This is a genomic window from Serratia sarumanii (genome assembly GCF_029962605.1).
In the GTDB taxonomy this organism is placed as follows: domain Bacteria; phylum Pseudomonadota; class Gammaproteobacteria; order Enterobacterales; family Enterobacteriaceae; genus Serratia; species Serratia sarumanii.
The window spans coordinates 3,559,737-3,581,135 of sequence record NZ_CP124750.1; the positions used below are offsets into that span (position 1 = coordinate 3,559,737).

The 21,399-nt window shown below is 60.2% G+C and carries 20 protein-coding genes and 1 tRNA gene; 11 read left to right on the forward strand and 10 right to left on the reverse strand.

Annotated features, from left to right (window positions below; all coding sequences use genetic code 11):
* Nucleotides 1–495: 495 nt before the first annotated feature.
* Together SSARUM_RS16925 and ypdK are read left to right on the forward strand one after the other, a co-directional pair.
* The gene (locus tag SSARUM_RS16925; RefSeq protein ID WP_033648105.1) at nucleotides 496–933 is read left to right on the forward strand and encodes a type II toxin-antitoxin system HicB family antitoxin; all 438 of its coding nucleotides are present in this window, start codon (nucleotides 496–498) and stop codon (nucleotides 931–933) included.
* A 557-nt stretch (nucleotides 934–1,490) separates the two neighbouring features.
* Nucleotides 1,491–1,565 (forward strand): membrane protein YpdK, encoded by a 75-nt coding sequence (gene ypdK, locus SSARUM_RS16930; protein ID WP_099782600.1) that lies wholly within the window; start codon nucleotides 1,491–1,493, stop codon nucleotides 1,563–1,565.
* 66 nt (nucleotides 1,566–1,631) lie between these two features.
* On the opposite strand, the gene SSARUM_RS16935 is transcribed toward ypdK, so the two are convergent.
* The 3 genes from SSARUM_RS16935 to SSARUM_RS16945 all read right to left on the reverse strand — a co-directional run bounded on the left by SSARUM_RS16935 (nucleotide 1,632) and on the right by SSARUM_RS16945 (nucleotide 4,156).
* Nucleotides 1,632–2,156 carry a cytochrome b gene (locus tag SSARUM_RS16935; RefSeq protein ID WP_048321854.1) on the reverse strand — a complete coding sequence of 175 codons (525 nt, stop codon included), beginning with the start codon at nucleotides 2,154–2,156 and terminating at the stop codon, nucleotides 1,632–1,634.
* Nucleotides 2,157–2,267: 111 nt separating this feature from the next.
* Complete coding sequence (alaC, locus tag SSARUM_RS16940; RefSeq protein WP_039564884.1) at nucleotides 2,268–3,497, reverse strand: alanine transaminase; 1,230 nt, start codon at nucleotides 3,495–3,497, stop codon at nucleotides 2,268–2,270.
* A gap of 119 nt (nucleotides 3,498–3,616) precedes the next feature.
* Entirely contained in the window at nucleotides 3,617–4,156 is a 540-nt protein-coding gene (locus SSARUM_RS16945) for a GNAT family N-acetyltransferase (RefSeq protein WP_060430395.1), read from the reverse strand.
* Nucleotides 4,157–4,324: 168 nt separating this feature from the next.
* Here SSARUM_RS16945 and SSARUM_RS16950 point away from each other — a divergent pair, with 168 nt between their 5' ends.
* The 3 genes from SSARUM_RS16950 (at nucleotide 4,325) to SSARUM_RS16960 (ending at nucleotide 8,091) form a co-directional block, all read left to right on the forward strand.
* Complete coding sequence (locus tag SSARUM_RS16950) at nucleotides 4,325–5,569, forward strand: DUF1479 domain-containing protein (RefSeq protein ID WP_033648109.1); 1,245 nt, start codon at nucleotides 4,325–4,327, stop codon at nucleotides 5,567–5,569.
* 99 nt (nucleotides 5,570–5,668) lie between these two features.
* On the forward strand, nucleotides 5,669–7,360 hold the full coding sequence (locus tag SSARUM_RS16955) for a sensor histidine kinase (protein WP_033635418.1): 1,692 nt from the start codon (nucleotides 5,669–5,671) through the stop codon (nucleotides 7,358–7,360).
* Nucleotides 7,357–8,091: a LytR/AlgR family response regulator transcription factor gene (locus tag SSARUM_RS16960; protein ID WP_060430397.1), complete on the forward strand. Its 735-nt coding sequence runs from the start codon at nucleotides 7,357–7,359 to the stop codon at nucleotides 8,089–8,091. The genes SSARUM_RS16955 and SSARUM_RS16960 overlap by 4 nt, the downstream gene beginning before the upstream one ends.
* A gap of 4 nt (nucleotides 8,092–8,095) precedes the next feature.
* On the opposite strand, the gene SSARUM_RS16965 is transcribed toward SSARUM_RS16960, so the two are convergent.
* Nucleotides 8,096–8,428 (reverse strand): DUF2502 domain-containing protein, encoded by a 333-nt coding sequence (locus SSARUM_RS16965; protein ID WP_025303752.1) that lies wholly within the window; start codon nucleotides 8,426–8,428, stop codon nucleotides 8,096–8,098.
* Nucleotides 8,429–8,825: 397 nt separating this feature from the next.
* Here SSARUM_RS16965 and SSARUM_RS16970 point away from each other — a divergent pair, with 397 nt between their 5' ends.
* Nucleotides 8,826–10,055: an L-lactate MFS transporter gene (locus SSARUM_RS16970; protein ID WP_033653703.1), complete on the forward strand. Its 1,230-nt coding sequence runs from the start codon at nucleotides 8,826–8,828 to the stop codon at nucleotides 10,053–10,055.
* 71 nt (nucleotides 10,056–10,126) lie between these two features.
* Here the strand turns inward: SSARUM_RS16970 and glk are convergent, their stop codons facing one another.
* Complete coding sequence (glk, locus tag SSARUM_RS16975; protein WP_060430399.1) at nucleotides 10,127–11,089, reverse strand: glucokinase; 963 nt, start codon at nucleotides 11,087–11,089, stop codon at nucleotides 10,127–10,129.
* A gap of 310 nt (nucleotides 11,090–11,399) precedes the next feature.
* Between glk and SSARUM_RS16980 the strand changes: the two genes are divergently transcribed.
* Nucleotides 11,400–12,647 (forward strand): ion channel protein, encoded by a 1,248-nt coding sequence (locus tag SSARUM_RS16980; protein WP_033648113.1) that lies wholly within the window; start codon nucleotides 11,400–11,402, stop codon nucleotides 12,645–12,647.
* On the opposite strand, the gene SSARUM_RS16985 is transcribed toward SSARUM_RS16980, so the two are convergent.
* Both SSARUM_RS16985 and SSARUM_RS16990 read right to left on the reverse strand, forming a co-directional pair.
* Complete coding sequence (locus tag SSARUM_RS16985; protein WP_060430401.1) at nucleotides 12,644–13,336, reverse strand: aspartate/glutamate racemase family protein; 693 nt, start codon at nucleotides 13,334–13,336, stop codon at nucleotides 12,644–12,646. The two genes, SSARUM_RS16980 and SSARUM_RS16985, sit on opposite strands and share 4 nt — an antisense overlap.
* 67 nt (nucleotides 13,337–13,403) lie before the next feature.
* Entirely contained in the window at nucleotides 13,404–13,856 is a 453-nt protein-coding gene (locus SSARUM_RS16990; protein ID WP_033635424.1) for a multidrug/biocide efflux PACE transporter, read from the reverse strand.
* 99 nt (nucleotides 13,857–13,955) lie between these two features.
* Here SSARUM_RS16990 and SSARUM_RS16995 point away from each other — a divergent pair, with 99 nt between their 5' ends.
* A complete protein-coding gene (locus tag SSARUM_RS16995) occupies nucleotides 13,956–14,825 on the forward strand; it encodes a LysR family transcriptional regulator (protein WP_033653700.1) in 870 nt (289 codons plus the stop codon).
* Here the strand turns inward: SSARUM_RS16995 and SSARUM_RS17000 are convergent.
* Nucleotides 14,822–16,483 carry an alpha-keto acid decarboxylase family protein gene (locus SSARUM_RS17000; RefSeq protein WP_060430629.1) on the reverse strand — a complete coding sequence of 554 codons (1,662 nt, stop codon included), beginning with the start codon at nucleotides 16,481–16,483 and terminating at the stop codon, nucleotides 14,822–14,824. The two genes, SSARUM_RS16995 and SSARUM_RS17000, sit on opposite strands and share 4 nt — an antisense overlap.
* Before the next feature lie 189 nt (nucleotides 16,484–16,672).
* Between SSARUM_RS17000 and mgrA the strand changes: the two genes are divergently transcribed.
* Both mgrA and SSARUM_RS17010 read left to right on the forward strand, forming a co-directional pair.
* On the forward strand, nucleotides 16,673–17,662 hold the full coding sequence (gene mgrA, locus SSARUM_RS17005) for an L-glyceraldehyde 3-phosphate reductase (RefSeq protein ID WP_060388090.1): 990 nt from the start codon (nucleotides 16,673–16,675) through the stop codon (nucleotides 17,660–17,662).
* Nucleotides 17,663–17,886: 224 nt separating this feature from the next.
* On the forward strand, nucleotides 17,887–18,297 hold the full coding sequence (locus SSARUM_RS17010) for a DUF2502 domain-containing protein (RefSeq protein ID WP_048321858.1): 411 nt from the start codon (nucleotides 17,887–17,889) through the stop codon (nucleotides 18,295–18,297).
* Nucleotides 18,298–18,338: 41 nt separating this feature from the next.
* Here the strand turns inward: SSARUM_RS17010 and SSARUM_RS17015 are convergent, their stop codons facing one another.
* Complete coding sequence (locus tag SSARUM_RS17015; protein WP_033635427.1) at nucleotides 18,339–19,574, reverse strand: Nramp family divalent metal transporter; 1,236 nt, start codon at nucleotides 19,572–19,574, stop codon at nucleotides 18,339–18,341.
* A 377-nt stretch (nucleotides 19,575–19,951) separates the two neighbouring features.
* Between SSARUM_RS17015 and SSARUM_RS17020 the strand changes: the two genes are divergently transcribed.
* Nucleotides 19,952–21,139 carry a NupC/NupG family nucleoside CNT transporter gene (locus tag SSARUM_RS17020; RefSeq protein ID WP_004936373.1) on the forward strand — a complete coding sequence of 396 codons (1,188 nt, stop codon included), beginning with the start codon at nucleotides 19,952–19,954 and terminating at the stop codon, nucleotides 21,137–21,139.
* A gap of 124 nt (nucleotides 21,140–21,263) precedes the next feature.
* On the opposite strand, the gene SSARUM_RS17025 is transcribed toward SSARUM_RS17020, so the two are convergent.
* A tRNA-Ala gene (locus tag SSARUM_RS17025) sits at nucleotides 21,264–21,339 on the reverse strand.
* Nucleotides 21,340–21,399 lie beyond the last annotated feature (60 nt).

Consider the following 21,399-nt stretch of genomic DNA (forward strand, 5'->3'; position numbering starts at 1 on the left):
AATAAGCATGGAGTAATGAATATTTCTGTCTGGCGCAGACATAAAGAGAATCGAATGCGCCTTTGCCTAAAAAGAGTATTTTATAAAGCTGCCGGTGAATACCGCAGCCAGGTGATATCTGCCTGAAACTGGAATTTCACAATTGTTAATAAGTGAAATAATAAAAATTAAACCACCACAAATCAAACACATGAACTTTTATCATGATCAATATTCTTATTTTCACCCTTCCGTGTGAAATTGTATAAAAACCGGCGTGATATTTGATTTTAATTCTCATTATCACCCATCAACAGGGATATTAATCCAAACACCTAATTAAATAATCTTTCTTCCCGGAAAAAATAATAAGAATATTGCTCACAAGGAAATTAAATTTGCCTGCTAATAATTATTACTTTCAATTTAAATTCCCCCACGGCTGCGTTCATGCTGGCTATCTTCCGGGCATGCCGTCACAATAGCGCCTCATTCAGGCTTCAATCAGGGATTGCCATGTACAGCCACTACCCCGCCCATTACACCTTCGATCGCGACAGCGACGCCTGGCAGATCGGTTTTCACGACTTCCCCGAGTGGCAATCTGCCTGCTATAAACGCGAAGACATCGAGCTGGAAGCGCAGGAAAGCCTGCTGGCCGCCATCGCCGCCGCGATGGACGAAGGGCTGCCCCTGCCCGCCCCTTCCCCTGTGCAAACCGATGATCTGAGAGTACATCTGCCGGCGCTGGTGGCGCTGAAGATCGAGCTGCACAACGCCATGCTGCGCAAAAACACCGGCAAAGCGGCGCTGGCGCGCAAGCTGGGGTTCAACGGCGGGCAAATGGAGCGGTTGCTGGATATCGGCTACGCCTCGAAGGTTGAGGCGTTGGAGCAGGCGCTGTATCTGCTGGGCTACGAAGTGCGCGTGACAATAAGCGAAGTTTGCCAATAGGTTAGCGGCAGGTAAGCGAAATATTATCCAACGGGGCTAAATTTTCCCCGTTTTGCGCCGATATGATCGCTACCTAATCACTTGTCGCAACAACGAAGGCTAAAAATGGAGTGGAGTCGCCGTCATATTTGGGCCGTTATTCTGCTGTCTTGTCTCGTTTTTTGGGTCATTTTGGCGACCGGCATCAACGCCGTCGCCTGAGCGCCTGCCGCCGCATTGCAATACCTCGATTTTATAGCCCGCTGCGGCGGGCTACTTCCTGGCGCTTGCCCATAAAAAGCGTTATAAAACAGCCCTCACTGTGCAAAAAACAGCCAAAAATTGTGATCAAAAACACAGTATTGAAATCAGACCAGTATTGAGAGTACATTAGCGCCGATCCTGTCGCGGTTCGGATTTTACCTCACGGAGCATGAGGCGCGACAACCGGACAACCCGCGCTCGAGGACGTTGTTCTTTCGCTTGGAAGAATCCGCCCGACAAGCAGGTTGCCCATAAAATACTCAGCACAACAATCGGGATCATTGCTGGCGAGGACTCCAGACAGGAGTTGTTCAGTGAAATATTTTTTGATGGGCGTGTCATTCATGCTGGTTGCCTGGGTTGGCACCTTCATGTTGATGGTTGCCTGACAGCAGCCTGACCGGGAACACAGACAAAGGGACGCGCAAGCGTCCCTTTGGCGTTTCGGCTAGCGATCATTTGCCCGGCATCATGCGGCGCAGGGTGTCGTCCTTGCGCAGATAGTGATGATACAGCGCCGCCAGCGCATGCGCGCCAATGATAAAGTAGCCAACGTTTGCCAGCGTCTCATGCACCGTTTTGACCAGCCGGCGCATCACCGGATCCGGCGTCATCCACTGCGGCACCGGCCAGCCCAGCAAAGACCACGATTTTCCGCCGTAGGCCAGGGTTAACATGCCCAGCAGCGGCAACATCAGGAAGACCACGTACAGCAGCCAATGGAAGATCTTGGCGCCCACTTCCTGCCATTCCTCCAGCGGCGGCGTGGTCGGCGGCGCAGCGCGGAAAGCGCGCACCGCCAACCGAATCAGCATCAGGGCAAAGACCGATACCCCGAAATTAAAGTGCAGATTTTTGACCACCGGCCCCCACGCCTCCGGCATCGAATCCTTCAGCAACATCGCCGAATAGGTGAGGATCACCAGCAGCAGCGTCAGCCAATGTAAAACGATTTGCGATCGCGCGTAGCGGTTGCTCATACACTCAGTCCAAAAAATAAAACTCAGCGTAGTCGAGCATAATGGGGAAATGATGAAGAAAACCTTGGGACGGAAAAAAATAAGGCCGGGCGAACGCCCGGCCTGACAGGATTATTTGGCGCTGCCGCCTTTCCCCGGCTTCAGCAGCCCGTCCGCGCGGAACATCGCCTTGATGCCGCGCACCGCCTGGCGGATACGGTCCTGGTTCTCGATCAGCGCGAAGCGCACGTGGGTATCGCCGTAGTCGCCGAAGCCGATGCCCGGCGAGACGCAGACCTTGGCTTCCGCCAGCAGGCGCTTGGCGAACTCCAGCGAACCGAGGTGGGCATAAGGCTCGGGAATTTTCGCCCACACGTACATCGACGCCTTCGGATTTTCCACCATCCAGCCGGCCTCGTGCAGCCCCTTCACCAACACGTTGCGGCGCTGCCGATACTGCTCGGCGATATCGCGCACGCACTGCTGATCGCCTTCCAGCGCGGCGATGGCCGCCACCTGCAGCGGTGTAAAGGTGCCGTAGTCGTGATAGCTCTTGATGCGCGCCAGCGCGCTGACCAGCTCGGGGTTACCGACCATGAAACCGATGCGCCAGCCGGCCATGTTGTAGCTTTTCGACAGGGTGAAGAACTCCACCGCAATGTCTTTCGCCCCCGGCACCTGCATGATCGACGGCGCTTGCCAGCCGTCATAGACGATATCGGCATAGGCCAGATCGTGGATCACCAGCACGTTGTACTGCTTGGCCAGCGCCACCACCCGCTCGAAGAAATCCAGCTCCACGCACTGCGCGGTCGGGTTGGACGGGAAGCCGAGGATCATCATTTTCGGACGCGGGATGGTTTCCCGAATGGCGCGCTCCAGCTCACCGAAGAAATCCACGCCGTCCACCAGCGGCACCGAACGCACCTGGGCGCCGGCGATCACCGCGCCGTAAATGTGGATCGGGTAGCTGGGGTTCGGCACCAGCACGGTATCGCCGTGATCGAGGGTCGCCAGCATCAGATGCGCCAGCCCCTCTTTCGAACCGATAGTGACGATGGCTTCGCTTTCCGGATCGATATCCACCTGATAACGATCGGCATACCAGCGCGAAATGGCGCGGCGCAGGCGCGGAATGCCGCGCGAGGTGGAATAACCGTGGGTGTCGTCGCGCTGGGCGACGGCGCACAGTTTTTCCACGATGTGCGGCGGCGTCGGGCCGTCGGGGTTACCCATGCTGAAGTCGATAATATCCTCGCCGCGACGGCGTGCGGCCATCTTTAGTTCGGCGGTGATGTTGAATACGTAAGGGGGAAGACGTTCAATGCGCGTAAAACGGCGCTGTGGACTGTTATCAGCCATAGGGGATTCCTCGATAGACGTTAGCGCCCGGACCGTCCGAGCGACGCTGGCCAGCGAACTGACCGAATATCGAACATAGCGCAGCGCCGACGAGCTTGTCGATACCCGGCGCGATATTTTTATTTGCCGCCCTGAAACTCCGCCGCCAACAGCCCGAACAGCCAGTCGTCGCACCACTGCCCAGCCAGACGGTAGTTGTCGCGCAGCGTGCCTTCCAGCTGAAAGCCGCACGATTCCAGCAGGCCGCGCGAAGCGAGGTTGCCCGCGGTCACGGTGGCGGTCAGCTTGTGAAAGCCGCAGGCGTTCACCGCAAAATCCAGCACCGCCCGCAGCGACTCCTTGCCATAGCCCTTGCCCTGCCCGGCAGGCAAACTCCCGTATCCCACTTCCGCCTGCCGATACGGCAACCACTGCGGGCGAAAGCCGGTAATGCCCACCGCCTCCCCGCTATGCTTCTCACGCATCACCAGGCACAGCCACTGCTCACCGTGTTTGTCCCAGGCCGGCAGCCGCTCCTCGAACCGGGCGCGGATCTCCGCTTCGCTGCGCGGATCGGAGATGTAACGAATCACCTCGGGATCTTGGTACAGGCGCAAAAACAGCGGCCAATCCTCGGCGGTTATCGACTGTAAGTGCAGACGTTCAGTGACCAGCTTCATAAAATCTCCGAAAAACGAAAAAGAGGAACTTACGAATGAAAGATATCTCTTTATTTTCCCCGATTGGTTGCCGATAATCATTCACGTCAAAACCACAAAACCATAACGTCTTGCCCGATTCCCTACAACCGCTCGCCGCAGTCACTCACGCGGCACGAGGAGAACACCATGGCCTCTTTAGTCATCGACGATATTCCGCAGACGATCGTTAACGTCAAGCGCCAGCTGCGCCAGGCATTGCCGAACTACCGCGACGTATTTCTGGCGCTGGAAGAGAACATCCGCGGCCAGGTCGAACAGATCCGGCGCGAGCTGGCCGCCGGCCACAATCCGGTGCCGCAGATCGACGCGGAAGATATCCTGCAGCAGCGCGTCAGCGAGCAGCAGATAGCGCTGATCAAACAGCGCGGCGCCTGCGCCATTCGCGGCGTATTTCCCCGCGCCAAGGCCGAGGGCTGGAACCGGGAAATCGGCGACTACCTTGAGCGCAACAACTTCGTCGAGCGGTTGAAAAACGCCGCTGAAGACAACTATTTCGGCAAGCTGGCCGCCAGCAAACCGCAGATCTACGGCATCTATTGGTCGAAACCGCAGGTCGAGGCGCGGCAGGATGCGCGCATGCATGCGGTGCAGGTGTTCCTCAACAGCCTATGGGCCACCGAGAGCAACGGCAAACAGCATTTCGATCCGACCCGCGTCGCCACCTATGCCGATCGTACCCGCCGCCGCCCGCCGAACTCCTCGTCGCTGGGTCTGTCGCCGCACGTCGACAGCGGCACCATCGAGCGCTGGCTGGACGAAAACTTCCGCTATGTGTATCGCCACGTTTTCTCCGGCGACTGGCAGCAGTACGATCCCTTCGCCGCCGACGGCCGCACCGAGGTGCGCGAGATAGCCTCGCCGGCGGTCTGTTCGATGTTCCGCACCTTCCAGGGTTGGACGGCGCTGACGCCGCAGCGCACCAATGCCGGCACGCTGAACCTGGTGCCGATCGCCAATGCCATGGCCTATGTGCTGTTGCGCGCACTGCAGGACGACGTCGCCGACGACGATCTGTGCGATGCGGCGCCGGGCCGCGCGCTGTCGATCTCGGAAAAATGGCATCCCCTTTTATTAAGTGGGATTTCCCCTATTCCCGATCTGGAGCCGGGCGACACGGTATTTTGGCACTGCGACGTGATCCACGCGGTGGAGAACGAGCATAACGGCGAGTTCGACAGCAACGTGATGTACATCGCCGCCGCGCCGGGCTGCGAGAAAAACGACGCCTATCTGCAGCGCCAGCTGCCGAGCTTTATCGACGGCAGAACGCCGCCGGACTTCGCCCCCGACGACTTCGAGGTGGATTTCGACGGCCGCGCCACCGCCGACCTGCTGACGCCGCTGGGCAAAGCGCAGCTCGGCATGGGCTGATCCCCCGCCCGTGGCGCGCGCCACGGGCCCCTTTCGCTGTGGTATACTGCCGCCATCCGTAGGCCGCAGCGAGAACCCGTCGTGCACCCTTTTTTTGAAATGCTGTTGGCGGTGTTTGATCGCGCCGCGCTGATGTTGATCTGTCTGTTTTTCCTGACCCGCACCCGGCTGTTCCGCCAACTGCTGCAAAAAGAAGACCATACGCCGCTCGAGCTCGGCATCGTCACGGCGATCTTCTCGCTGTTCGCGCTGTTCAGCACCTACTCCGGCATCAACGTCGAAGGATCGCTGGTCAACGTGCGCGTCATCGCCATCATGGCCGGCGGCATCCTGTTCGGCCCCTGGGTGGGCATCGTCACCGGCATCGTCGCCGGGGTGCACCGCTATCTGATCGACATCGGCGGCATCACCTCGGTGCCTTGTCTTATCACCAGCATCATCGCCGGCATCAGCGCCGGCTACATCAACCTCAAGGTGAAAAAAGAGCAGCGCTGGCGCGCCGGCATCGTCGGCGGCATGCTGTGCGAATCCCTCACCATGCTGCTGATCGTGCTGTGGGCCAAGCCGACCGAGCTTGGGTTGGACATCGTGTCGCAGATTGCCCTGCCGATGATCCTCGGCACGGTGTGCATCGGCCTGATCGTGCTGCTGGTGCAGAGCGTCGAGGATGAAAAAGAGGTGATCGCCGCGCGCCAGGCCAAGCTGGCGCTGGATATCGCCCACAAGACGCTGCCCTATTTTCGCAACATCAACAGCGAATCGCTGGCCACCATCTGCGATATCATCCGCCAGGACATCCGCGCCGACGCGGTGGCGATCACCGATACCCATCAGGTGCTGGCCTACGTCGGCGTAGGGCGCGAAGCCTACCCGATCGGCCGCGAAGGGCTGAGCCGCGTCACCCGCGAAAGCATTCGCCACGGCAAAATCATCATCAAGAACAACCTGGAAAACCCGGCCGCGCCGCAGATCCATTCGCAGCTGGTGGTGCCGCTGTGGGAAAAAGGCGAAGTGACCGGCGCGCTGAAAATTTACTACTGCCACGCCCACCAGATCACCAACACGCTGAAGGTAATGGCGGTCGGGCTGTCGCAGATCATCTCCACGCAGATCGAGGTTTCCCGCATCGAGCATCTGCGCCAGATGGCGGACAAAGCCGAAATGCGCGCGCTGCAGAGCAAGATCAACCCGCACTTCCTGTTCAACGCGCTGAACGCCATCTCTTCCTCTATTCGCCTGAATCCGGACACCGCGCGCCAGCTGATCATCAATCTGTCGCGCTACCTGCGCTACAACCTGGAGCTGAACGACGAACTGATCGATATCCGCAAGGAGCTGCATCAGATTCAGGACTATATCGCCATCGAACAGGCGCGCTTCGGCGCCAAGCTGACGGTGATTTACGACATCGACGACGACGTCTCGGTGCGCATTCCCAGCCTGCTGATCCAGCCGCTGGTGGAGAACGCCATCGTGCACGGCATCCAGCCCTGCAAGGGTAAAGGGGTGGTGGTGATCGCGGTGAAAGATCAGGGCGATCGGGTGAAGATTTCGGTGAAGGATACCGGCCACGGCATCAATCAGGAAACCATCGACCGGGTGGCGCGCAACGAGATGCCGGGCCACAATATCGGCCTGCTCAACGTGCACCACCGCGTGTCGCTGCTGTACGGTGAAGGGCTGCATATCCGCCGCCTTGAGCCGGGCACCGAAATCGCGTTCTACATCAGCAAAAACGGCGGCAAGCTGCATCAGGAACCGAGCGCGCCGCCGGTCGGGGAGGCCTCATGAAAGCCATCATCGTGGAAGACGAATTCCTCGCGCAGGAAGAACTCAGCTACCTGATCAAGAAACACAGCAATATCGATATCGTCGCCAGCTTCGAGGACGGCCTCGACGTCCTGAAATACCTGCAAACCCACCAGGTCGACGCCATTTTCCTCGATATCAATATCCCGTCGCTGGACGGCGTGCTGCTGGCGCAAAACATCAGCAAGTTCGCGCATCGCCCGTCGATCGTGTTCATCACCGCCTATAAAGAGCACGCGGTGGAAGCGTTCGAGATCGAGGCGTTCGACTATATCCTCAAGCCCTATCACGAGGCGCGCATCGTCACCATGCTGCAAAAGCTGGAGGCGCTGCATCAGCGCCCCGCCGGCGCAGCGGAACCCGCCAGCGCGCCGAGCCGCGGCAGCCACAGCATCAACCTGATCAAAGACGAGCGGATCATCGTTACCGACATCAACGACATCTACTACGCCGCCGCCGATGAAAAGGTGACGCGGGTCTATACCCGCCGGGAAGAGTTCGTGATGCCGATGAACATCACCGAGTTTTACGGCCGGCTGCCGGAAGCGCATTTCTTCCGCTGCCACCGCTCTTACTGCGTTAACCTGGCGAAGATCCGCGAGATCGTGCCCTGGTTCAACAATACCTACATTCTGCGGCTGAGCGATCTTGAGTTTGAAGTGCCGGTCAGCCGCAGCAAGGTGAAAGAGTTTCGCCAGCTGATGCACCTGTAAGCGCTTACCAGCGCGGGCCCGGACGGTAGTAATAGCCGGGTGGCGGCGGTGGCGGCATGCGGTAATGCGGCCGGTCTCGCCAGTCGCGCCGCGGCGGCCCGTAGTAAATCACCCGTGGCGGCGGGCCATAATAGTACCCGCGCGGGCGTTCATACCGGTGGTGATCGGCCCACCAGCGCGGGTCGCGCCAGCGATAGCCGTCCCAGTAGTGGCCGCGATTATCGCGATCGCCGATATGCAACGACAGGCCCGGCACGTTCACGCCGATGGACACGTCGGCCTGGCTCGCCAGCGGCAGCGCCAACAGCGCGGCCAGTAACAACAGCGTTTTTTTCATTTCATGGACTCCTGCAGAGCGGACCTCGTCCGATCGCAGATAACATAGTCCCGCGCTCATCGCCGCTCTATAGGCGCAATGCCGATTTACGCCTTTCAGACGCATCCTTCACAATTTCACCACAATCGTTCACCGGCAGTTAACAATAAATCGTTGATATCTTTGATGTAGATCACGTGCCACCCACGGCATTTCACGCGCTTTTCGGCGCAAAAACGGCAACTCACGCCGCATAACATGCATTTCATTCCTTCCGCCGTGCAACTCATTCCCGATCCGCCGCCCGCCGGGGGGGCCGGCCATATAATAAGCCCATACCGCGGGAACACAGCTTCACCCCGCAAATTTCAGCCAGCGGCTCACGCCCGGCAACGCACACACAGGAAGGAGACCGGCCATGAACACCAAACCGGCAAATCGCAGCTTAATCGTTCTCGGCACCATCATCTGTCAGATGGGCCTGGGCACCATCTACACCTGGAGCCTGTTCAACCAGCCGCTGGTCGACAAGTTCCACTGGGGGCTGGCGGACGTCGCCACCACCTTCTCCATCACCAGCTTCTTCCTGGCCTTCGCCACGCTGTTCGCCGGCAAGCTGCAAGAGCGCTTCGGCATCCGCAACCTGACGCTGTGTTCCGGCATTCTGGTCGGCCTGGGCCTGATCGCCAGCGCCCACGTCAGCTCGCTCGACATGATCTACCTGCTGGCCGGCGTGGTGGTGGGCTTTGCGGTCGGTATCGCCTACATCTCCACCCTGTCCAACCTGATTAAGTGGTTCCCGGCCAATAAAGGCCTGATTTCCGGCATCTCCGTCGGCGCCTTCGGCAGCGGCAGCCTGCTGTTCAAATACGTCAATGCCGCCCTGATCGCCGACGTCGGCGTTTCCGGCGCCTTCTTCTACTGGGGCGCCATCGTGATGGGCCTGATCGTCGTCGGTTCCCTGCTGCTGAAAGAGCCGGTGCTGGCGACCAACGCCGCGCAGCAAGGCGCCAACGGTCTGGGCAACGACTTCAGCGTGCGCCAGATGCTGGCCACCAAAGAAGCCTACCTGCTGTTCACCATCTTCTTCGCGGCCTGCATGAGCGGTCTGTACCTGATTGGCATCGTGAAAGACATGGGCGTTCAACTGGCCGGGATGGATTTGGCCACCGCCGCCAACACCGTGTCCGCCGTCGCCATCTTCAACACCGCCGGCCGCATCATCCTGGGTACGCTGTCCGATAAAGTAGGCCGCATGCGCGTCATCAGCTTCACCATGTTGGTTACCGTGCTGGCGATTGTCGCGCTGAGCTTCATGACCCTGAACCACACGCTGTTCTTTATCTGCGTCGGCGCGGTGGCCTTCTGCTTCGGCGGCAACATCACCGTGTTCCCGGCGATTGTCGGCGACTTCTTCGGCCTGAAAAACCACAGCAAAAACTACGGCATCATCTACCAGGGCTTCGGCCTGGGCGCGCTGGCCGGTTCGTTCGTCGCCAAATACTTCGGCGGCTTCCACGCCACCTTCATGGTGATTGGCGTCCTGTCCGCCGCCTCCCTGCTGATTACGCTGTTCATCAAAGCGCCGAAAGCGGTAGAAGCGGAAACGGCAGAAACCGCCCAGACGGCGGAATTGGCCAAAGCCTGATCCCCCGCGAAAACGACAAGGGGCGCAACCTGCGGGTTGCGCCCCCTTTTTTTATTACTTCATCTCTGGGCTTACAGCTGCATGCCCAGCGTTTGGCGCAGATGCGCGCCGGCACCCAGCAGGCCCGGCTGGCCGTGCGTTATCATGAACACCGGAATGTCTCGCACATAGTCACGGAAACGCCCTTTGTCTTCGAAGGCGGCGCGGAAGCCCGAGGCCTTGAAGAATTCCATAAAGCGCGGCACGATGCCGCCGGCGATGTACACGCCGCCAAAGGTGCCCAGATTCAGCGCCAGGTTGCCGCCGAAGCGCCCCATAATCACGCAAAACAGCGACAGCGCGCGGCGGCAATCGATACAGCTGTCTGCCAGCGCCCGCTCGGTGATGTCCTTCGGTTCCCATTTCTCCGGCAGGCGGTTGTCCGCCTTGACGATGGCGCGATACAGGTTGACCAGGCCCGGCCCGGACAGCACGCGCTCGGCGGAAACGTGCCCCACTTCCGCGCGCAGCACCTCCAGAATGATGTCCTCTTCTTCGCTGTTCGGCGCGAAATCGACATGGCCGCCCTCGCCCGGCAGGCTGACCCAGCGGCGATCGACGTGCACCAGGTGGGCAACGCCCAGCCCGGTGCCGGCGCCGTACACCGCGATCGGTTTGCCCGGCTGCGCATCGCCGCCGCCAAACTGCAGCACGTCGTCCGGCGAAAGCATCGGGATCGCCATCGAGACGGCGGTGAAATCGTTGATCACTTCCAGGTGGCTCAGCCCCAGGCTGGCCTTCATTTCTTTGATCGAGAACGCCCAGCTGTGGTTGGTCATCGCCACCCAGTCTTCGGTCACCGGGCAGGCGATCGCGATACAGGCGTCCTGCACCTCGATATCGCACGCTTTCAGGTATTGGCGGATCACCGCCTCCAGGCTGTCGAACTCCAGGCCGGAATAGGTTTTCGCCTGGGTAATTTCACCCGTCGCAACAGTGCACAACGCCAGGCGGGCATTGGTGCCGCCAACATCACCCACGAGGGCATAGGTCATTGATTTCGTCTCCGCAAAATGAAAAATAAAAAGCTGCCCACACTGTAAAATCCTGCTGCAAAAACAACAATCACCCGCCCCGGATCTGCACCCCAATAGCGATCCGGATCACAAAAAACGTTTCAGCTTGCCCGCGACGCCGCGCCTTGAAACAAATTGCGGCAAAAAACGCCTCCCGGCGACTGTTAACCGTCATCGCCGCCGGGCAATATCAATGCGTGCCTGCGCGCCGATAGTCTGGCAAGCTGTGGCCACAGCCCAACCACCCGCTCTCCCTGCCCTGTAGGGAGGCATCGACAAGGGATTACCCATGCTGCATCCGCGCGCCAATGCCATGTTGGCCTTTGCTTTGCCTGCGCTGATTATCGGTTCCGCTTCCAGTCTGGTGCTGCTGCTGGTGATGAAAGTCGCCGCCGCGCTGCAGCAATTACTGTGGGTAACGCTGCCCGATGCGCTGAGCCTGGACGCCCAGTCCCCCTGGTGGCCGGTCGCGATGCTGACGCTGACCGGCGTGGCGGTGGGCCTTATCGTGCGCTATATGCCGGGCCACGCCGGGCCGGATCCGGCGACGGAATCGCTGATCGGCATGCCGCTGCCGCTCTCCGCCCTGCCGGGGCTGGGGTTGGCGCTGATCGTCGGCCTGGCCGGCGGCGTCAGCCTGGGGCCGGAGAACCCGATCACCGCCATCAATATCGCGCTGGTAGCGGCCGCCGGTGCGCGCCTGCTGCCGAAGGTGCCGCGCATGGACTGGATCATCCTGGCGGCTGCGGGCACCATCGGCGCGATGTTCGGCACGCCGGTCGCCGCCGCGCTGATCTTCTCGCAAACTCTGGCGGGCAATAACGAAACGCCGCTGTGGGATCGCCTGTTCGCCCCGCTGGTGGCCGCCGCCGCCGGCGCGGTCACCACCCAGATGTTCTTCGTGCCCAATTTCGCCCTGCAGCTCGACGCCTACGACGTGACGCGGCTACCGGACATCTTCAGCGGCGCCATCGTGGCGCTGATCGCCATCGCGCTCGGCATGGTGGCGCTGTGGTGCTTCCCGCACGTTCACCGCCTGTTCCATTCGATGAAGAATCCGGTGTTGATGTTAGGGCTGGGCGGTTTTGTGCTGGGCCTGCTGGCGCTGGTGGGCGGAGAGATTACCCTGTTCAAAGGGCTGGATGAAATGAAGCGCCTCGCGCAAGACGACGGCTATTCGGTGCCGGCGCTGTTGGCCATTACCCTGACCAAGCTGGCGGCGCTGGTGATCGCCGCCGCCAGCGGCTTTCGCGGCGGGCGCATCTTCCCGGCGGTGTTCGTCGGCGTGGCGCTGGGGCTGATGCTGCACCAGCACGTTCCGGCGGTGCCGGCGGCGATCACCGTCTCCTGCGCCATCATGGGGCTGGTGCTGGTGGTGACGCGCGACGGCTGGCTCAGCCTGTTCATGGCGGTGGCGGTGGTGCCGGATCTGCACCTGCTGCCGGTCTTGTGCATCGTGATGCTGCCCGCCTGGCTGGCGCTGGCGGGCAAACCGCTGATGCTGGTGAACCGCCGGCAACCGCCGCACGACGATTAGGCCAGCGCGAACGCCGCGGCGGCGCGGGCGTGGATCGCGGTGGTGTCGAACACCGGCACCGAGGCATCCCGCTCGCTCACCAACAAGCCTATTTCGGTGCAGCCGAAAATAATCCCCTGCGCGCCCTGCTGCTCCAGATCGCTGATGATCCGGCGATACTCGTCGCGCGAGGCGTCGCGAATTTTACCGAGGCACAGTTCGTCATAGATGATGCGGTGTACAATGTCGCGATCGGCGCTGACCGGCGTCACCACCTCAATGCCGTGCAATTCCTGCAGGCGGCCACGGTAGAAGGTCTGCTCCATGGTAAAGCGCGTGCCCAGCAGCCCGACGCGCCGAATGTTTTTTTCCCGCACCTGCAGCGCCGTGGCGTCGGCGATGTGGATCAGCGGCAGGCCGCTGGCCTGCTCGACCGCCTCCGCCACCTTGTGCATGGTGTTGGTGCAGATCACGACAGCTTCGGCGCCGGCGGCGCGCAAAGCCACCGCGGCGGCGGCCAGCAATCGGCCGGCGCCGTCCCAATCGCCCTGATGCTGCAATCGCTCGATCTCCTGAAAATCGACGCTGTAGAGCACGATTTTGGCCGAATGCAGCCCGCCGAGGCGCGCCTTTACCTGCTCGTTGATGGTGCGGTAATACGGAATGGTGGATTCCCAGCTCATGCCACCCAGCAAGCCCAACACTTTCATTTTTCTTTCCTCAGCCTGTTGCGACAATCCTCTGACCTTACCTGAGAATTGCCGGGCTGACGACGCCTTATTCAGCGCCGGAATTGATCGGCTGGCGCGCTTCGAACCAGCGCTGGCGCAGCGTGTCGTACAGCCAGTTATAGGCCATGGTGTACGGCAGGAAGAACAGGAAGAAACCGATCTCCAGCATAAAGGCCTGCAATACGGAAATATTCAGCATCCAGGCGGCGATCGGCACGCCGATCAGGATAAAACCGGCTTCAAAACCGACGGCATGCAGCACACGCACCTTCAGGTTGCGGACGACCCGGCTGACCGGCCACAGGCGGTCGAACACCGTGTTATAAACCATATTCCAGACCATGGCGATGGTCGCCAAGGCCACCGCCAATGCGCCGATTTGCACCATCGAACGATTAAGCAGCCATGCCCCCAGCGGAGAAACGATCATTACGGCAATCACCTCGAAACCGACGGCGTGGACGATACGTTCAATGAGAGACTTGTTTTGCAGTTGCATACATCACCTTTTTTCCGACAGTTGTTGCGAAAGTCAGGTGATTATCATCGCTTTTTTGGGTAGATTAAAAATAGATACCATCGATAAAGTAGATAGTTTATGCACTATTCCCCGGAAGCGCTGCACGCGTTTGTCGAAGCCGCCGCCCTCGGCTCGTTTTCCGCCGCCGCGCGCAAGCTGCGCAAAAGCCAATCCACCATCAGCACCGCCATCGCCAATCTGGAGGCCGACCTGGCATTGACGCTGTTCGATCGCAGCGCGCGCCAGCCGGTGCTCACCGCCGCCGGCCGCAAAGTGCTGGGGCATGTGCAGGCGATCCTCGCCGCCAGCGAGCGGCTCGACGCCCTGAGCATTCAACTGGCGGGCGAGGTCGAACCGCGCCTGAGCATGGTGTTCTCCGATACCTATCAACCCAAGCATCACGATCAATTGATGCAACAATTCGAACTGCGTTACCCGGAGATTGAGCTGGAGTGGATGATCGCCGAAGATGGCGACGTTATCGATCTGCTGCAAAGCGGCCGCGCGCATTTGGGCATGGTGGAAGTGCAAAAAAGCTACCCGCCGGATATCGCCTTCTCTCGTTTGCCGGAACAAACCGACATGGGGCTGTTCGTCGCCCACCAGCATCCGCTGGCGCAGGCCGCCGCGCCGACGCCGGAGCAGTTGTCCAGCACCCGACAGCTGATCCTGAACACCTACACCGGCGCCGAAGCGGCCAGACAAGGCGGCCTGGTTTGGTCGGCGCCCAGCTATCTGCTGCTGCTGGAGATGGCGGAACAGGGGTTCGGCTGGGCGGTATTGCCGCACTGGCTGGTGCAACAATACGGCCACAATATGCTGACCGAGCTGCGGCCGCGCGGCTGGCCGAAAATGATCTCGGTGGATGCGGTATGGTCAAAACTGACCCCGCCGGGCCCGGCGGGGTTCTGGGTGCTGAAGCGCCTGCTGGGCGATTCCCTGCCTTAAGCGGCGGCGTTGCGCGCCTGGATGGCGCGCGAAACGGTGTCGAGCAGCTCGGGAATGTCCATCTTCGGCAGCATCACTTCAATGAAGGCCAGCCGATCGCCGTCGGCTACCTCGCGCAGCGCCTGGCGCAAGCCGTCCGAATCGCTGACCCGCAGCGCCTTCACCGGCCGCTCGCCGGCCAGCGCAGGCGGCAACTGCGTCCAGTTCCAGCGCGCGATGTCGTTATAACGTTGCTCCGGCCCGTGGATGGCGCGCTCGACGGTATATCCCTGATTATTCAGCACGAAGATCACCGGTTTAAGCCCGTCGCGCAACATCGAACCCAGCTCCTGCACGGTCAGCTGCGCGGCGCCGTCGCCAATCAGCAGCACTGCCCGGCGCTGCGGTTCGGCGGTCTGCACGCCGAACGTCGCCGGCAGGGTATAGCCGATCGATCCCCAGAGCGACTGCACGATCAACCGGCAGCCGCGCGGCAACGTCAGCGCCGCCGCACCAAAACAGGCGGTGCCCTGATCGGCCAGCACGATATCCCCGGGCCGCAGGAAATCCTGTATCTGCCGCCAGAAGGCGTGCTGATCCAGCCCTTCCCCATCGCCTTCCGGCAGCGCCGGGCGGACGATCGGCGGCAACGGCCAACGCGACGCCAGCGACAGGCTCAGGCGATGCAGCGCCTGCACCGCGTCGCGCATCGGAATGCGGCTAAAGCGCTGCCGCCCGACCCAGGCTTCGAACGGCTGAATGTCGATGCATTTTTCCACCGGCAGATGATGCGTGAAACCGGCGGTAATGGTGTCGGTTAAACGCACGCCGACGTTGATCACCACATCGGCGTTTTCGATAAGCTGTTTCACCGCCGGATCGCTGGCACCGCCGCAGTAGGTACCGACAAAACCGGCGCGGTTCTCATCCAGCACGCCTTTGCCGAGCAGCAGCGTAGCGTGCGGAATGTCGACCTCCTGCAGCCACTCGTCCAGCGCCGCTTCGGCGCCGAAGCGATCGGCCAGGAAGTCCGCCAGCAGCGATACCCGCCGCGCCGACAGCAGCTTTTCGCGCGCCGCGGCGATAAACGCCTGCAATGCGCTGCGCGACAGTTTGGCCTGGCGCAGCATCAGCGGCGCCGGTTTACTCGGCAGCGGCGCCTGTGCGACGTCGCTGGGCAACATCAGGTAAACCGGGCGATGTTCCAGCAAGGCGACGCCGATCAGGCGGTCGATCTCCTCTGCGGCGTTGTCGGCGGTCAGGTCGGCCTGCGCGACGGTCACCTCTTTGGCTATGCGGGCGAAGTGGGTGAAGTCGCCATCCCCCAGCGAATGGTGCAGCAAATCACCGGCGCGCTGAGCGCGCTGCGCCGGCGTGCCGACCACGTGGATCACCGGCAGGTACTCGGCGTAGCTGCCGGCCACCCCGTTCAACGCACTCAGCTCGCCGACGCCAAAGGTGGTGAGCAGCGCGGCCGCCGGTTTGCAGCGCGCATAGCCGTCGGCGGCGTAGGCGGCGTTCAATTCGTTGGCGCAGCCTACCCAGGTGATTTGCGGATGGGCGAGGACGTGATCGAGGAATTGCAGGTTGTAATCCCCCGGCACGCCGAAGAAATGACGGATGCCGATTTGGGCCAGACGATCGAGCAGATAATCGGCCACCGTATAGGTCTGAGTCATGATCATCACCTGTCTGCAGCTGGAGCGATTACCTTTAAGTATCGAAGATGCTGTTCAAATTTCGAACAAGGATTCCTGCGTCGATCGGCAACCTGGCGTTACATGCCGGCGCTGTGATCGCTCCCCCGGCAACGCGGTGTGAAAGCGTATACACTCAAAGCACTTCACCTCTCGCCGACAAGGATAACTATGTCCTACCCCGCCTCCCCCTCACGTTATCAAGACATGGAATACCGGCGCTGCGGCCGCAGCGGGCTGAAGCTGCCCGCCGTCTCGCTCGGACTGTGGCACAATTTCGGCGACGCCACGCTGTACGACAACGCCCGCGGCCTGATCCGCTGCGCCTTCGATCGCGGCATTACCCATTTCGATCTGGCCAATAACTACGGCCCGCCGCCCGGCGCCGCCGAGGAGAACTTTGGCCGCATACTCAACGCCGATCTGCGGGCCTGGCGCGATGAGCTGATCGTTTCGTCCAAAGCCGGTTACACCATGTGGCCCGGCCCCTACGGTGATTGGGGCTCGAAAAAGTACCTGGTCGCCAGCCTCGATCAGAGCCTGAAGCGCATGGGGCTGGAGTATGTGGATATCTTTTATCATCATCGGCCGGATCCGGAGACGCCGCTGGAAGAAACCATGGCGGCGCTGGATTTGTTGGTGCGCCAGGGCAAAGCGCTGTATGTCGGCCTGTCCAACTACCCGGCCGAGCGCGCGCGGCAGGCATTCGACATTCTGCAGCGGCTCGGCACGCCGTGCGTGATCCACCAACCGAAGTATTCGATGTTGGAACGCGGGCCGGAGACGGCGCTGCTGGATACGCTGGCGGAGCATGGCGTCGGCTCGATCGCCTTCTCGCCGCTGGCGGGCGGCCTGCTGACCGACCGCTACCTGCACGGCGTTCCGCAAGATTCCCGCGCCGCCAGCGGCAGCCGCTTCCTGCAGCCGGAGCAGTTGACCGCCGAGCGGCTGGACAAGGTGCGCCGCCTCGATGCGCTGGCGCGGCAACGCGGGCAGAAGCTGTCGCAAATGGCGCTGGCCTGGGTGCTGCGCGGCGATCGCGTTACCTCGGTGCTGATCGGCGCCAGCAAGAATGCGCAGATAGAAGACGCGGTGGGCATGCTGGCCAATCGCCACTTCAGTGAAGAAGAACTCGCGCAGATCGAGAAAATCTTATTGTAATCGCTTACAAATTCCGCCGCTCAATCGAGCGGCGATACCCCAGAAAAATCTCAAATCTTGGCCTTCGTCGCCGTTTTCAGAGTGGCTCTCAGATTCAACCCTATGCGCCGGCGCTATGATGCCGATATTGCAGCAAAAATAACGATAAGGCCGCTTTTTTAAACTGATGAACGCGCTTCATAAAGTGACAAACGGCCAGGCCGCGCAAGCGGAAAGGAGAAGTCATGTTTAAACCTCTGCTCTTGGCCGCCATCTTGGCGACGACGGTACTGCCCGCCGCACAGCAGGCGCACGCCGAAGGGATCAGCATCGATCTGATGCCGGGCGTTTCACTGCGCATCGGCGATCGGGACAATCGCGGCCGTTACTGGGACGGTTACGACTGGCGCGATCGCGACTGGTGGCAAGGCCATCAGGGGCGCTATCTCGGCGACCGCAGCCGCCGCGGTTACTACTGGGACGGCTATCGCTGGCGCGACCGCGACTACTGGCGCAAACACTATTACTATCATGAAGGACGCTATCGTAAATACGACAGGCATTACGATAAGCACCACTGGAAGAAAGAGAAAAAGCACCACCACGATCATGACCGCGATCGTTGGCGCCGCCACGGCGATGACGACCGCGATTAACGACGACGGGCCGGCGCAATGCCGGCCCGCGCTATTTTCGCCTACAGTACGCTGCCGATCAGCAGGTAGCCGTTCAATCCCACCACCACCAGCACGATCAGCTTGCCCAGGTTTTGCACCACAGGGCCGTTGACCATCTCCCCCATCAGCGCCCGATTGCCGGTGAAAGCCAGCAGCGGCACCAGTGCCAGCGCAATGCCGAAGCTGAGCAGCACCTGGCTTAGCACCAGAATGCGCGTGGCGTCCATCCCCAGCATGATGACGATAAACGACGGCAGCATGGTCACCGCTCGCCGCAGCCACAGCGGAATATGGAAATGCACGAACCCCTGCATCACCACCTGCCCCGCCAGCGTGCCCACCACGGTAGAGGAGAGGCCGGCGGCCACCAGGCTCAGGCCAAACACGGTGGCGGCGGCTTGCCCGAGCAGCGGTTGCAGCGTCAGGTAGGCCACGTCGAGATCGGCGATGCCGCTGTGGCCGCTGAAATGAAACGCGGCGGCGGCGGTGGCCATCATCGCCAGGTTGACAAAACCGGCAATGGTCATGGCCACGGCGACGTCGACTTTGGTGGCGGCATAGCGCTCCGCCTTGTCGTGCTCGCCGCCGATTTGGGTGAGCGACGAATGCAGGTAGATTACGTGCGGCATGATGGTGGCACCCAATACCCCGGCGGCCAGAAATACCGCATCGCCGTTGGGCAGATCGGGCAGCGCCATGCCCTTCAGCAGCGGCGCAAGCTGCGGCTGGGAGAACGCCAGCTCGACGATATAAGCGGCGGCGACGAACAGCAGCAGGCCGCCAATCACCAGCTCCAGCGGCTTTTGCCCGCGCTTTTGCAGCATCAAGATTAAAAAGGTGGCGATACCGGTCAGCACCGCGCCCTGCAGCAGGGAAACGCCGAGCAGCAGCTTGAAGCCGATCGCCGCGCCGATAAACTCGGCCAGATCGGTCGCCATGGCGATGATCTCCGCCTGCACCCAATAGGCCCACACCGCCGGCCGCGGAAAGCGATCGCGAATATGCTCGGCCAGGTTTTTCCCGGTGGCGATGCCCAGCTTGGCGGACAACAGCTGGATCAGCATCGCCATCACGTTGGCCCAAACCACCACCCACAGCAGGCTGTAGCCGAACGAGGCGCCGGCCTGGATGTTGGTGGCGAAGTTACCGGGATCGATATAGCCGATAGCGGCGATGAAGGCGGGCCCCATCAGCGAGAGTTTGATTTTTCTGGCGGAGCGACCGGAGGTGGTTTCAACCACGCGACTGTTCAGCATATGTTGAACCCTTACTGAAATTACGTTTATCTCCACTCTATATAAATGATAATAATTATCAAGCGCATTTAGAGCGGTAAAACTTATCTCTGTAATAGCCAACATTAACGGTTTTATCGAAGGGTTCAGCGCGGAGCTTGCCGATTTCCGTGCTTTTCTGATGGGATTTTGGCTGCAATACCCCTGAAAGACAGGTTAGCACAAGAATACGAATTTCCTATTGCCGATTTAACGTCTTGATTTTTTATGCTTTTGCGCAACACTTTAGGAGAACTCCCGCTATGATTTTCCATATTTGCAATAGAAGTCTCGTTTTTAAACGTAGCGTTACATAAAATGACAGCCGAAATTCAGCCTGCCTCAAATTTGGAGCAAACATGTCCCATATTGCGCACTTTGCGTTGGCGATAGTGGTGGTGGCGATCCTGGCCCTGTTGGTGTGCCGCGATCGCAAAAGCATCCGCATTCGCTATGTTATTCAATTACTGGTTATCGAAGTACTGCTGGCCTACTTTTTCCTGCATTCGGAAGCGGGTTTGGGCTTCGTAAAAGGATTCGCCGCGCTGTTTGACAAACTGCTCGGGTTTGCGGGACAAGGGACTGATTTCGTGTTCGGCGGCATGGGCGACAAAGGCCTGGCATTCTTCTTCCTGAAGGTGCTGTGCCCGATCGTCTTCATTTCGGCGCTGATCGGTATTCTGCAGTACATCAAGGTGCTGCCATTCATCATCCGCATTATCGGTACCGTGCTGTCGAAAGTGAACGGCATGGGCAAACTGGAGTCATTCAACGCCGTCAGTTCGCTGATTCTCGGCCAATCCGAAAACTTCATCGCCTACAAGGATATCCTGGGCAAGATGTCGGAAAAGCGCATGTACACCATGGCGGCGACCGCGATGTCTACGGTGTCCATGTCCATCGTCGGCGCCTACATGACCATGCTGGACGCCAAGTTCGTGGTGGCGGCGCTGGTATTGAACATGTTCAGCACCTTTATCGTGCTGTCGCTGGTCAACCCGTACGACACCAATAAAGAAGAAGAGCTGCACCTCGGCAACCTGCACGAAGGCCAGAGCTTCTTCGAAATGCTGGGTGAATATATCCTGGCCGGCTTCAAAGTAGCGATTATCGTTGCCGCGATGCTGATCGGCTTCATCGCCCTGATCGCCGCGCTCAACGGAGTGTTCAGCGCCATCTTCGGCCTGAGCTTCCAGGAAATCCTCGGCTACTTCTTCTATCCGTTCGCCTGGATCATGGGCATTCCTAAGCACGAAGCCCTGCAGGTTGGCAGCATCATGGCCACCAAGCTGGTTTCCAACGAGTTCGTGGCAATGATGGAGCTGCAGAAAGTGTCTGCCGAACTGTCGCCGCGCAGCCTGGGGATCCTGTCGGTGTTCCTGGTGTCCTTCGCCAACTTCTCTTCCATCGGTATCGTGGCCGGTGCGATCAAGGGCCTGAACGAACATCAGGGCAACGTGGTGTCGCGCTTTGGCCTGAAGCTGGTGTACGGCTCTACGCTGGTCAGCATCCTGTCCGCTTCGATCGCGGGTCTGGTGCTGGGCTAAGCCTCGAACTCACTGCGATAACAAGGCGCCTGCGGGCGCCTTTTTTGTTGGCCGACATTTGGCGAAGGTGAAAAACGAAAAGCAAAAAGCAAAAAGCCGACCCTGAGGTCGGCTTTTTAAATGGTGGTGGAGCTAGACGGGATCGAACCGTCGACCTCTTGCATGCCATGCAAGCGCTCTCCCAGCTGAGCTATAGCCCCACAAAAGTGGTACGCGTTGACCGGCGTTACGGTATTCCCCAACCTCTCTGAGAAGAAGGT

Coding starts and splice junctions, on each gene's coding strand:
- SSARUM_RS17020 (WP_004936373.1), top strand. CDS start 19,952: ATGTCCCATATTGCGCACTTTGCGTTGGCGATAGTGGTGGTGGCGATC.
- SSARUM_RS16955 (WP_033635418.1), top strand. CDS start 5,669: ATGCTGTTGGCGGTGTTTGATCGCGCCGCGCTGATGTTGATCTGTCTG.
- SSARUM_RS16945 (WP_060430395.1), bottom strand. CDS start 4,156: ATGAAGCTGGTCACTGAACGTCTGCACTTACAGTCGATAACCGCCGAG.
- SSARUM_RS17015 (WP_033635427.1), bottom strand. CDS start 19,574: ATGCTGAACAGTCGCGTGGTTGAAACCACCTCCGGTCGCTCCGCCAGA.
- SSARUM_RS16950 (WP_033648109.1), top strand. CDS start 4,325: ATGGCCTCTTTAGTCATCGACGATATTCCGCAGACGATCGTTAACGTC.
- mgrA (WP_060388090.1), top strand. CDS start 16,673: ATGTCCTACCCCGCCTCCCCCTCACGTTATCAAGACATGGAATACCGG.
- SSARUM_RS16970 (WP_033653703.1), top strand. CDS start 8,826: ATGAACACCAAACCGGCAAATCGCAGCTTAATCGTTCTCGGCACCATC.
- SSARUM_RS16935 (WP_048321854.1), bottom strand. CDS start 2,156: ATGAGCAACCGCTACGCGCGATCGCAAATCGTTTTACATTGGCTGACG.
- SSARUM_RS16990 (WP_033635424.1), bottom strand. CDS start 13,856: ATGCAACTGCAAAACAAGTCTCTCATTGAACGTATCGTCCACGCCGTC.
- glk (WP_060430399.1), bottom strand. CDS start 11,089: ATGACCTATGCCCTCGTGGGTGATGTTGGCGGCACCAATGCCCGCCTG.
- alaC (WP_039564884.1), bottom strand. CDS start 3,497: ATGGCTGATAACAGTCCACAGCGCCGTTTTACGCGCATTGAACGTCTT.
- SSARUM_RS16925 (WP_033648105.1), top strand. CDS start 496: ATGTACAGCCACTACCCCGCCCATTACACCTTCGATCGCGACAGCGAC.
- SSARUM_RS16965 (WP_025303752.1), bottom strand. CDS start 8,428: ATGAAAAAAACGCTGTTGTTACTGGCCGCGCTGTTGGCGCTGCCGCTG.
- SSARUM_RS17000 (WP_060430629.1), bottom strand. CDS start 16,483: ATGACTCAGACCTATACGGTGGCCGATTATCTGCTCGATCGTCTGGCC.
- SSARUM_RS17010 (WP_048321858.1), top strand. CDS start 17,887: ATGTTTAAACCTCTGCTCTTGGCCGCCATCTTGGCGACGACGGTACTG.
- SSARUM_RS16960 (WP_060430397.1), top strand. CDS start 7,357: ATGAAAGCCATCATCGTGGAAGACGAATTCCTCGCGCAGGAAGAACTC.
- SSARUM_RS16980 (WP_033648113.1), top strand. CDS start 11,400: ATGCTGCATCCGCGCGCCAATGCCATGTTGGCCTTTGCTTTGCCTGCG.
- SSARUM_RS16985 (WP_060430401.1), bottom strand. CDS start 13,336: ATGAAAGTGTTGGGCTTGCTGGGTGGCATGAGCTGGGAATCCACCATT.
- SSARUM_RS16995 (WP_033653700.1), top strand. CDS start 13,956: ATGCACTATTCCCCGGAAGCGCTGCACGCGTTTGTCGAAGCCGCCGCC.